Source organism: Micrococcus sp., assembly GCF_030523875.1.
In the GTDB taxonomy this organism is placed as follows: domain Bacteria; phylum Actinomycetota; class Actinomycetes; order Actinomycetales; family Micrococcaceae; genus Micrococcus.
In genome coordinates, this window is record NZ_JAUNHR010000075.1 from 1 (window position 1) to 10710 (window position 10710).

Genomic DNA, 10710 nt, shown 5'->3' on the forward strand with positions numbered 1-10710 from the left:
CGCCCGTCGCCGCCGCGCTCGGGGCGCTCGCCCCGTCCGCCGCGCTCGGGGCGGTCGTCGCGCTCCCGGCGGCCGCGGCCGCCGCCCTGCGGGATCTCCTGGTCCTGGGTGAGCAGCGGGCGCCCGCCCTGGGCCATCAGGGCCAGGGCCGCGGCGGCGCGGGCGGCGCTGACGCCGTGCTCGTCCACGTACTCGGTGACGAGGGCCTCGAAGGTGTCCAGGTCGCCGCGCTCGGCCTCCTCGAGGGTGCGCGCGATCGAGGCCACCACGGCCTTCTGGCGGGCCTGGTTGACCTGCGCCACGGTGGGCACCTGCATCTCCTCGACCGACTGGCGGGTGGTGCGCTCGATCTGCTTGAGCAGGAAGCGCTCGCGCGGGGTCATGAAGAGCACGGCGTCACCGGTGCGGCCGGCGCGGCCCGTGCGGCCGATGCGGTGCACGTAGGACTCGGCGTCCTGCGGGATGTCGTAGTTCACCACGTGCGAGATGCGCTCCACGTCCAGGCCGCGGGCGGCGACGTCGGTGGCCACCAGGATGTCCACGCGCCCGGACTTGAGGTCCTCGACGGTCTTCTCGCGCTGCTTCTGGGCGACGTCGCCGGAGATGGCGACGGCGGAGAAGCCCGCCTGGTTCAGGCGCTGGGCGAGGTCGTCCGTGCCGGCGCGGGTGCGCACGAACGCGATGACGCCCTCGTGGTCCTCGGTCTCGAGGATGCGCGTCATGGCCTCGAACTTCCACTGGTGCGCGATCTGCACGTACCGCTGCCGGATGTTGGTGCCGGTGGTGGACTGGCGGGCCATGGCCACCTCCTCCGGGTCGTTCAGGTACTGCGCGGAGATGCGGCGGATGGCCGGGGGCATGGTGGCCGAGAACAGGGCGGTCTGCTTCCCCTTGGGGGTCTCCGCGAGGATCTTGTCGACCTCCTCCGCGAAGCCCATGCGCAGCATCTCGTCCGCCTCGTCCAGGACGAGGGTCTGCAGCTGGGAGAGGTCGAGGGAGCCGCGCTCGATGTGGTCGATCACGCGGCCGGGGGTGCCGACGACCACCTGGGCGCCGCGGCGCAGGCCGGACAGCTGCGGGCCGTAGGGCGAGCCGCCGTAGACGGCCAGCACGGAGACGTCGTCGAGGTGCTTGGCGTAGGTGTCGAACGCCTCGGCCACCTGCAGCGCCAGCTCGCGGGTGGGGGCCAGGGCCAGGATCTGCGGGGCGCCGGAGCGGCCGTTGACGTCCTGGATCTCGGCGAGGCGGGACAGCGCCGGCAGCGCGAACGCGCCGGTCTTGCCCGTGCCGGTCTGCGCCAGCCCGACGACGTCGCGGCCCTCCAGCAGCAGCGGGATCGTCGCCTCCTGGATGGGCGAGGGGCGCTCGTAGCCGAGGTCCTCGACGGCGGCCAGCACGCGGGCGTCCAGGCCGAGGGACAGGAAGGTGGGGCGGGCCGGCTCGTCGGCGGCGGCGTCGTCGGTGTCAGCGGCCTCGGAGGGGGCCTCGAAGAGGGCCTCGGGCGGCGTCTCGGCCTGCGCGGGGGCCTCGGCCTCGGTCTCCATGAGCTCGGGGTCCTGGACGGCCTCGGGGGCGGTGGTCTCGTTGTGGTTCGTCATGACGTCCTCCTGGGGATGCGCAGGCGCGCGCCAGGGCGACGGTCGCGGGTCGTCGTCGTGGGGCGCGGGGGCTGCTGGGAATGGGTGGACCGTCCAGCCGGAGAACCCCCGCGGGCCGCGACGTTCGCGACCCCTCACACACATCTGCACGACATCTGCATCCAACGGCGTGGCTCACGCGTCCACGCTCTTCAACACAGGGGGAAATGACCGGATCCGGTCCTGCCACTCTACGCGACGGACCGCCCGCCGCCCGTCCGGGCCGGATGTGCTCTCGGCCACCCCCGGCGACGGCGGCCGGGGCCGGGCCGCTCGCCCGGTCCGCCCGCTAGGCTCGGGCGCGTGTCTGAGAACAGCAGCGACCGCATCGCCCGCGCCGCCGGACGCGCCGCCCGCGCGTTCCGCGAGAGCCAGTCAGCCGAGCGCGCCGAGCGCGAGCGCCGGACCCCCTCCCCCGACCGGCCGGGGCTGAAGGACCGCGCCGCGCGCGCCGTGGCGCGCACCGCGCCCGTGCGTGAGCGCGTCGGCCACGCCGCCGGCGAGGCCGGACGGACCTTCAAGGAGGGCCAGGCCCGGGACGCCGAGCGCCTCGCCGAGGTGCGCACCCGCGTCCGGGACGAGGACGAGGCCCAGCGGGCGCAGCGGCGGGCGAGCCGTGAGCGCGCCCTCGAGGAGCGGGACGAGGCCGAGGCCGGCCGCGTCCACCCGCTGCTGCGCCTGACCCGGCTCTGGTGGCTGGCCGTGAGCCTCCTGCTGGCCGCCCTCGGCGGGGCGTTCGTCTTCAACGGGCGCCGGGCCGAGGCCAGTGGCGGCGAGGTCGTGGACCCGCTCACCGGCCTGCAGTCCGTGGGCCCGCTCGGCGGCGCCACGGGTCAGTACACCCTCGGCGGCGTGCTGATCGCCCTCGCGCTGATCACACTCTGGGGCTGGATCGGGCTGCTGCGGCGCCGGCGGTCCGCGATCTCCACCCTCACCACGATCGCGGTGGTGCTCGCCATCCCCGCCGCGACCCGCCCCAACGTGCTGTTCCTGGTCCTCGGGCTGGTCATGGCGATCGGCGCGGTCCTGCTGTGGCTGCCGCCCGTGCGCACCCGCGTGCGCCGCTGAGCGCTCAGTCCTCCACGGGCCGGGCCGAGGCGACGACGGGCCGGTGGGCGACGGCGTCGTACTCCATGACGGAGCGGCCGCCGATCCACACGCGCAGTGCGCGCTGCATGACGTCCAGCGGGTCGCCGGACCACAGGACGAGGTCCGCGTCCTTGCCCGCCTCGAGCGAGCCGAGGCGGTCCTCCAGGCCGAGCACCTTCGCGGGGTTGATCGTGATGGCGCGCAGGGCGGTGTCCCGATCCAGGCCCTCCTTCACCGCGATGGCGGCCTGGTAGACGAGGAAGTCGATCGGGATGACCGGGTGGTCGGTGATGATGCTGATCTCCACGCCGGCGCGGGCCAGGCGGCCGGGGTTGCGCAGGGAGCGCCCCCGCAGCTCCGGCTTGGACTTGGTGGTGAACAGGGGGCCGATCAGCACGGGCACGCCGCGCTCGGCGAGCACGTCCGCGATCGGGTGCGCCTCGGTGCCGTGGTCCAGGACCAGGTCGTAGCCGAACTCGTCGGCCAGGCGCAGGGCGGTGGCGACGTCGTCGGTGCGGTGGCAGTGCTGGCGCCACGGGATCTTCTTCTCCAGCACGAGTGCGAGGGCCTCCATGTGGGGGTCCTTCGTGAAGGGCTTGCCCTCGGCCTCCGCCTCGGCGCGGCGGGCCATGTACCCCTGGGCCTTCTGGAACGCCTGGCGGATCACCAGCGCGGTGCCCAGGCGGGTGGAGGGGGTGCGGCCCTTCTCCTTGTAGACGTTCTTGGGGTTCTCGCCGAGGGCGGACTTCAGGCCCGAGGGGCTGCGCAGCACCATCTCGTCCACGGTCCGGCCGTGGGTGTGCATCGCCACGGCCTGCCCGCCGATCGGGTTGCCGGAGCCGGGGTTCACGTTCACGGTGGTGACGCCGCCGGCGAGGGCGTCCCGCCAGCCGGGCTCATTGGGGTCCACGGCGTCGATCGCGCGGACGCCCGCCATGACCGGATCCGTCATCTCGTTGACGTCCGCGGTGGCGCCGACCTCCCCCTCGGCGTGCATGCCCAGGTGGACGTGCGCGTCCACGAAGCCGGGCAGCAGCCAGCCGCCCTCGCAGTCGACGGTCTCGGCCCCGGCGGGGACCTCGAGATCCGGGCCGAGGGCGGTGATCCGGCCGTCCTCCACGACCAGGGTGCCGTCGAAGGGCTCGGCGGTGACGGGGACGACGTGGGCGTTGGTGTAGGCGGTGATGCTCATCACCCCACCGTACGCAGACCGCCCCCGCACCGTCAGCGGTGCGGGGGCGGTCGCGTCCTCGACGGACCACTCGGCGGTCAGAGGGCGCCGATGGCCCGGTCCAGGTCCGCGATCAGGTCCGCGGCGTCCTCGATGCCCACGGACAGGCGCACGAGGTCGTCCGAGACGGCCAGCTCCGTGCCGGCCACGGAGGCGTGGGTCATCTCTGCCGGGTAGTTCATGAGCGACTCGATGCCGCCCAGGGACTCGGCCAGCTGGAACAGGCGGGTGGACTCGGCGACCTGCTTGGCCGCCGCCGCGCCGCCGGTGAAGCGGACGGAGACCATGCCGCCGAAGCCGCGCATCTGCGTCTTGGCCAGCTCGTGGCCGGGGTGGTCGGGCAGCCCCGGGTAGAGCACCTCGGCGACGCCGGCCCGGCCGGTGAGCCACTCGGCGATCTCCTGGGCGTTGGCCTGGTGGCGGTCCATGCGCACGCCGAGGGTCTTGAGCCCGCGCGTGGTCAGGTAGGCGTCGAACGGGCCGTTGACGGCGCCGGCGGCGAATTGCTGGAACTTCACCCGCTCCGCGAGCTCCGCGTCCGGGATGACGAGGGCGCCGCCGATCACGTCCGAGTGCCCGCCGATGTACTTGGTGGTGGAGTGCACCACCACGTCCGCGCCCAGGGCGATCGGGCTCTGCAGGTACGGGGTGGCGAAGGTGTTGTCCACCACCAGAAGGGCACCGTGGGCGTGGGCCACGCCCGCCACGGCGGCGATGTCCGAGACCTTCATCATCGGGTTGGACGGGGTCTCCAGCCACACCATCACGGGCCCCTCCCCCGCGGCCCGCTCGACGGCGGCGGCCACCCGGTCCGCGTCCGCCATGTCCACCACGGCGTGCCGCACGCCCCACGGGGCGAGGACCTTGGAGATCAGGCGGTAGGAGCCGCCGTAGACGTCGTTGCCCATCACGATGGTCATGCCCGGGGCGCCGGCGCCCATGATCAGCGCGGTCTCCGCGGCCAGGCCGGAGGCGAAGGTCAGGCCGGTGGCCCTCGGCGTCCCGTCCCGGTCCACGCCGGCCTCGAGGGCGGCGAGCTGCTCCTGGAGCGCGTCGCGCGTGGGGTTGGTGCCACGGCCGTAGTCGTAGCCGCGGCGCAGCTCGCCGATCGCCGTCGGCGCGTAGGTGCTGGAGATGTGCAGCGGGGGCACCACGGCCCCGTACACCTCGTCCAGGTGCTGCCCGGCGTGGACGGCGCGGGTGCCGAAGCCCTCCTGGGGCCCGGACGCCGCGTCGCCGGGGGCGGCGTCGGGAGCGGTGTGGTGGGGCTGCTCGTGCGCGTTCTGCTCGGTCATGTGGGGATCTCCTCGGGGGTCTGGGTGGGGGCGCCGGGTCAGGCGGTGACGTAGGCCAGGACGTCGTGCAGGGTCACCACGCCCTGCACGATGCCGGCGTCCATGACCAGCAGGGTGCGCTCCTCCTGCAGGCGGCGGGCCGCGGCGCGCAGGCCCGTGCGGGCGCCGACGCCGGGCAGGGCCGGCTCCATGGCCTCGCCCACGGGGGTGTCCGGGCCGATGCGCCCGGCGGCGAGCCCGGCCGCGAGCGCGGACACGGTGCCGCGGACCTCGTTGACGCGCAGGTCGTGGCGCGGCTCGGCGATCACCGGCAGGGCGTCCACGCCGTACCGGTTCAGGGTGGCGACGGCGTCGGCCACCGTGGTCTGCGGGGACGCGGTCACCAGGGTGGGCACGGAGCCGGGGAACAGGTCCTCCTTGTCCGCGAGCACGTCGGCGAGGGAGGCGTCCCAGCGGGAGCCGGCCGGCGTCGTCGTGGGGGCGGGGGCGTCCGCCGGGGCGTCCTGGGCCTGCTCGAGCGCCTCGACGGGCGTGCCGGCGCCGCCGGCGGCACCCTCGCGGCCGTCCCCGCCGTCCTGCGCGTCGGGCACGGCGGAGCGGGTGCGGCCGCGGGCCCAGCCGGGCAGCACGGTGGGCCGCTCGGCGCGGTGGAAGCCGCGCTCGTCCATCCAGTCGTCGTTGAAGATCTTGGCGAGGTAGCCGCGGCCGGAGTCGGGCAGGACGATGACCATGAGGTCCTCGGGGCCGAGGTCCTTCGCGGCGCGCAGGCCGGCCACCACGGCCATGCCGGAGGAGCCGCCCACCAGCAGGCCCTCCTCCGCGGCGAGGCGGCGGGTCATGGCGAAGGCCTCGTCGTCCGAGACGGCGATGACCTCGTCCGGCACGGACGGGTCGTAGTTGCCCGGCCACATGTCCTCGCCGACGCCCTCGACGAAGTACGGGCGGCCGGTGCCGCCGGAGTACACGGAGCCCTCCGGGTCGGCGCCGATCACCCGCACGGGGCCGGAGGCGCGGTCGGCCGAGACCTCCTTGAGGTAGCGGCCGGCGCCCGTGATGGTGCCGCCGGTGCCGGCGCCGATCACCACGTGGGTCACGCGCCCGTCGGTGTCCTCCCAGATCTCCGGGCCGGTGGTCTCGTAGTGCGAGTCCGGGGCGGCGGGGTTGAAGAACTGGTTGGGCTGGTAGGCGCCCGGGATCTCGCGCTCGAGGCGGTTCGCCACGCCGTAGTAGGACTCGTCCGAGTCCGGCTCCACGGCGGTGGGGACCACCACGACCTCGGCCCCGTAGGCGGTGAGGACGTCCCGCTTCTCCTGGCCCACCTTGTCCGGGGTCACGAACACGGCGCGGTAGCCCTTCTGCTGGGCCACGAGGGCCAGGCCCACGCCGGTGTTGCCGGAGGTGGGCTCCACCACGGTGCCTCCGGGGGCGAGCCTGCCCTCGCGCTCCGCGGCCTCGACCATGCGCAGCGCGATGCGGTCCTTCACGGAGCCGCCGGGGTTCAGGTACTCCACCTTCACCAGGACGGTGGCCTGCACCCCCTCGGTCACGCGGTTGAGCTTGACGAGCGGGGTGTGCCCGATCAGGTCGAGGACGGTCTGGGCGCAGCGCAGCCCATCGGGGGCGGAGGAGGTCGTGTCAGTCACGGCGGCCACGCTACGCGAGAGGGCGGACACCGCACCGGGTCCGGGACGCGGGAGGCCATGTGGGACCGCGCACGGTGCGGCGGTGCGGCGTCCGGGGCGCCGTGTACGGTGCGGCCCATGACCGACGCCGCGCGCCTGCTGGAGCCCCCCGGGCCCGTGGACGTGGCGCTCACGCTGCGGCCCCTGCAGCGTGGCACGGCGGACCCCACCGTGCGCGCGGCCCCGGAGGGCGTGTGGCTCACCCGGCGGGAGCCGGACGGGCACGGCCGGTCCCTGCCGACCACCCTGCTCGTCTCCGCGCAGGCCGGCGGCCGGGTCCTGGCCCGCGCGTGGGGCCCCGGCGCGGCGCTCGCGGTGGCCCGCGCACCCCTGCTGCTGGGCCTGCACGACGACGGCTGGGCCGCCTTCGACGCGCTGCTCGCCCCCGGCTCGGGCCGGCCCGTGCTCCCGTGGCACGTGCGGGAGGCCCGACGGCGCCGCCCCGGCCTGCGCCTGCCGGCCGGCGGCCAGCTGGCGCGGCAGCTCATGACGGTGGTGCTCGAGCAGAAGGTCACCCACGACCAGGCGCGGCACGGCTGGCGCACCCTCGTGCGCCTGGCCCACCGGATCGAGGACGCCACGCCGCCCGGGCCCGCCCCCGCGGGGATGCTCCTGCCGCCCACCCCTCAGGCCGTGCTGCGGGTGCCGTCCTGGGACTGGCACGCCCGCGCCTGGGTGCAGCCGGCCCAGTCGCGGGCGGTGCTGGAGGTGGCGCGCCGCGCGTCGACCCTGGACCGGCTCGGCGAGGCGACGCCGCCCGGGGACACCGCCGCGGCCGCCCGGCTGGCCCGGACACTGCTGGGCGTGCCCGGGATCGGGCCGTGGACGGCCGCCGAGGCCCTGCAGCGCAGCCACGGCGCCGCGGACCTCGTGTCCATGGGCGACTACCACCTGGCGCAGTTCGTGGGGCAGGTGCTCACGGGCCGGCGCACCGACGACGCCGGCATGCTGCGCCTGCTGGCGCCGTGGTCGGGCCATCGGCAGCGGGTGGTGCGGCTGATCGGCCTCTCGGGCGAGCGGAAGCAGGCGTTCGGGCCCAGGCTGGCCCCCGCCGACCACCGGCGGATCTGAGGCCGGGTCTCAGGGGTGGGGTGCGGGCCCGGGGCGCGGCTGCGGGGAGGCGACGGCTCCTGCACAGGCGCCGCGCGGCCCGCGCCCGTCCCCCGTGCGCGCTCCGCCCGGCCGGTCGGGGCGCGCGGTCCGGGAGCGTGGGACTCGGCCGTCCCGACCGGGACGGCGCTCCCCCGCCGGGCCCGCCGGGTCCGGCGCCGACTCCCCGGAGGACGCCATGACCGCGCAGCACCACCCCGCTCCGACCGCCGACGCCGCCGAGCCCCACGGCCCGGGCACGCCCGCCACGCTGCGCCCGGGCGAGCGCGGCTCCGTGCTGGTGCTCTCGCCGCCCGGCTCCGCCGAGGAGGGCATGGGCCACGCCGTCGCCTGGATCACCGCGTTCGAGCAGGACTGCGGCCTGGTGCTGGACCCGGACGCCACGAGCCTCTACGCCGTGGCGGAGGTGGCCGGGCTGGCCCTCGAGGAGCCGGACGACCAGGACGAGGGGATCGCCGCACACCTGGACTTCGTGCTGGCGGACGGGGTGTGGCACCACCGCGGCACCTGCCCGCCCGCGCCGGCGGGATCCTCCGCGAGCGCGTGGGCCTGGCACGTGCACCGACTGCAGCGGGCGGCCGCCCCCGGCAGCCTGGGCACGGTGTGGGACGTGTACCCGCTGCCGGCGGCCTGGTGAGCGCCGGACCGGGCGGCCCGCCGGCCGCTCAGCCGGCGCCGCCCCCTCCGGACCGCCCGCCGAGCTCCGCCGCCGCCTCCTCGCGCAGCTCGACCTTGCGCACCTTGCCGGAGACCGTCATCGGGAAGGCGCTCAGCAGCTTCACGTGGCGGGGGATCTTGTAGTGCGCGATCCGGCCGGAGGCGAACTCCTTCAGGTCCTCCGCGGTGAGGGCCGCGGCCCCCGGCTTCAGGATGATGCAGGCCATCAGCTCCTCCCCGTACGTCTCGTCCGGGACGCCGATCACCTGGACGTCCTGGATCGACGGGTGGGTGTACAGGAACTCCTCCACCTCCCGCGGCGAGATGTTCTCCCCGCCGCGGATGATCAGGTCCTTGATGCGCCCCTCGATGCGCACGTAGCCGTCCTCGTCCATCGAGGCGAGGTCGCCGGAGTGCATCCACCCGTCCTCGTCGATCACGGCCGCGGTGCGCTCGGGCTCCTCCCAGTACCCGGACATCACGGAGTAGCCGCGCGTGCAGAGCTCACCGGTGGCGCCGCGGCGCACGGGCTCGCCGGTGGCCGGGTCCACGATCTTCGTCTCCACGTGCGGCATGGACCGTCCGACGGTCTGCGTGCGCCGCTCGAGCGAGTCGTCGGCGCGGGTCATGGTGGACACCGGCGCGGTCTCGGTCATCCCGTAGCAGATGGCCACCTCGGCCATGTGGAGCCGGTCGATGACCTGCTTCATGACCTCCACCGGGCACGGGGAGCCGGCCATCACGCCCGTGCGCAGCGTGGAGAGGTCGAGGTCCGCGACCTCCGGGCGCGCCAGCATGGCGATGAACATGGCGGGGACGCCGTAGAGGCTGGTCGCACCGGTCTCGGTGACCACCCGCAGCGCGGCGGCCGGGTCGAACGAGCGCGAGGGCAGAATGGAGGCCGCGCCGTGGGAGACCGCGGCGATCAGCCCGATCACCATGCCGAAGCAGTGGAAGAACGGCACGGGGATGACCACCCCGTCCCGCTCCGTGTACCGCAGCAGCTCACCGATGTGGAACCCGTTGTTCAGGATGTTGCGGTGGGTGAGGGTGACGCCCTTGGGGAAGCCCGTGGTGCCGGAGGTGTACTGCAGGTTCACCGGGTCCGCGGGGTCCGTCCGCGCCTCCCGTTCGGCCAGCTCCTCGTCGCTCACGCCGGCACCGGCGGCCAGGAACGCGGCCCAGCCGGTCTCGGCCACGGGCTCCCCCGGGCGGTCGGCGACGACGGCGTCCCCGCCGGACGCGGCGCCCTCGGCCTCGCCCACGGCAGGCCCGTCCACCGGCACGGCGTCCGCATCGGTGGGCAGCAGGACGAGCTGCCGCAGCGCGGGGGCGCCCTCCCGCGCCACCTGACGGGCGATCCGCGGCGGATCCGTGCGCGCGTCCGGGCAGGCGACCACCAGCCCGCGCATGGCGCACTGCTCCACCACATAGGTGAGCTCGTGCGCCCGATAGGCGGGGTTCAGGTTGACCAGGATCACCCCGACGCGGGCGGCGCCGTAGAGGAGGGTGGCCCACTCGGCCACGTTGGGGCTCCACATGCCCAGGCGGTCCCCCCGCTCGTAGCCGGCGGCGATCAGGGCCTTGGCCACCTGGCGCGAGGCCTCCGCGAGCTGCGCGTGGCTCCAGCGCCGGCCGGTGAAGCGCTCGTCCAGCGCCACGGCGTCCGGAGACCGCTCGGCGGTGGCGTCCAGGTTCTGCGCGAGCGTCTGCTCCAGCAGGGGCAGGTCCTGCGGACCAGAGGTGCAGGACTCGGGGGCGGACGTGTCAGGGGTGGGGCTCATGATGACCTCCTGGGGCGGACGGCCGGACCCCCGTGTTTGTGGTGTGGATCACAGCCGGTGACTGCCCGTGAACCTACCCGACCCGCACCCCCGCGCCCAGCCCCTCCGCAGGACACGCACCCCGGACATGCAGAAGGCCCCGGGACCGTGTTCCGGTCCCGGGGCCTTCCTCCCGGTGGCAGATGAGGGATTCGAACCCCCGTAGGCAGTGCCAGCTGATTTACA

General features: G+C 75.1%; 8 protein-coding genes. 3 read left to right on the top strand and 5 right to left on the bottom strand.

The window, feature by feature from the left end:
* Window positions 1-1598, bottom strand: a 1598-nt coding sequence (locus Q4D18_RS09460) for a DEAD/DEAH box helicase (RefSeq protein ID WP_303127685.1), incomplete at its 3' end; no start/stop codon positions are given.
* Window positions 1599-1940: 342 nt separating this feature from the next.
* On the opposite strand from Q4D18_RS09460, the gene Q4D18_RS09465 reads away from it, so the two are divergent.
* Window positions 1941-2705, top strand: a complete 765-nt coding sequence (locus Q4D18_RS09465) for a hypothetical protein (RefSeq protein WP_303127687.1) — start codon at window positions 1941-1943, stop codon at window positions 2703-2705.
* 4 nt (window positions 2706-2709) lie between these two features.
* Here Q4D18_RS09465 and Q4D18_RS09470 read toward each other — a convergent pair whose 3' ends face one another.
* The 3 genes from Q4D18_RS09470 to Q4D18_RS09480 form a co-directional block, all read right to left on the bottom strand.
* A complete protein-coding gene (locus tag Q4D18_RS09470; protein WP_303127690.1) occupies window positions 2710-3918 on the bottom strand; it encodes an amidohydrolase in 1209 nt (402 codons plus the stop codon).
* Between the two features lie 77 nt (window positions 3919-3995).
* A complete protein-coding gene (locus Q4D18_RS09475; RefSeq protein WP_303127693.1) occupies window positions 3996-5252 on the bottom strand; it encodes a cystathionine gamma-synthase in 1257 nt (418 codons plus the stop codon).
* Between the two features lie 38 nt (window positions 5253-5290).
* Window positions 5291-6862, bottom strand: a complete 1572-nt coding sequence (locus tag Q4D18_RS09480) for a pyridoxal-phosphate dependent enzyme (protein WP_303127700.1) — start codon at window positions 6860-6862, stop codon at window positions 5291-5293.
* A 150-nt stretch (window positions 6863-7012) separates the two neighbouring features.
* Between Q4D18_RS09480 and Q4D18_RS09485 the strand changes: the two genes are divergently transcribed.
* Complete coding sequence (locus tag Q4D18_RS09485) at window positions 7013-8005, top strand: 3-methyladenine DNA glycosylase (RefSeq protein ID WP_303127695.1); 993 nt, start codon at window positions 7013-7015, stop codon at window positions 8003-8005.
* A 217-nt stretch (window positions 8006-8222) separates the two neighbouring features.
* Window positions 8223-8681, top strand: coding sequence for a hypothetical protein (locus Q4D18_RS09490; RefSeq protein WP_303127697.1), 459 nt, complete (start codon window positions 8223-8225; stop codon window positions 8679-8681).
* Between the two features lie 28 nt (window positions 8682-8709).
* Here the strand turns inward: Q4D18_RS09490 and Q4D18_RS09495 are convergent, their stop codons facing one another.
* On the bottom strand, window positions 8710-10485 hold the full coding sequence (locus Q4D18_RS09495; protein WP_303127698.1) for an AMP-binding protein: 1776 nt from the start codon (window positions 10483-10485) through the stop codon (window positions 8710-8712).
* Window positions 10486-10710: the final 225 nt, after the last annotated feature.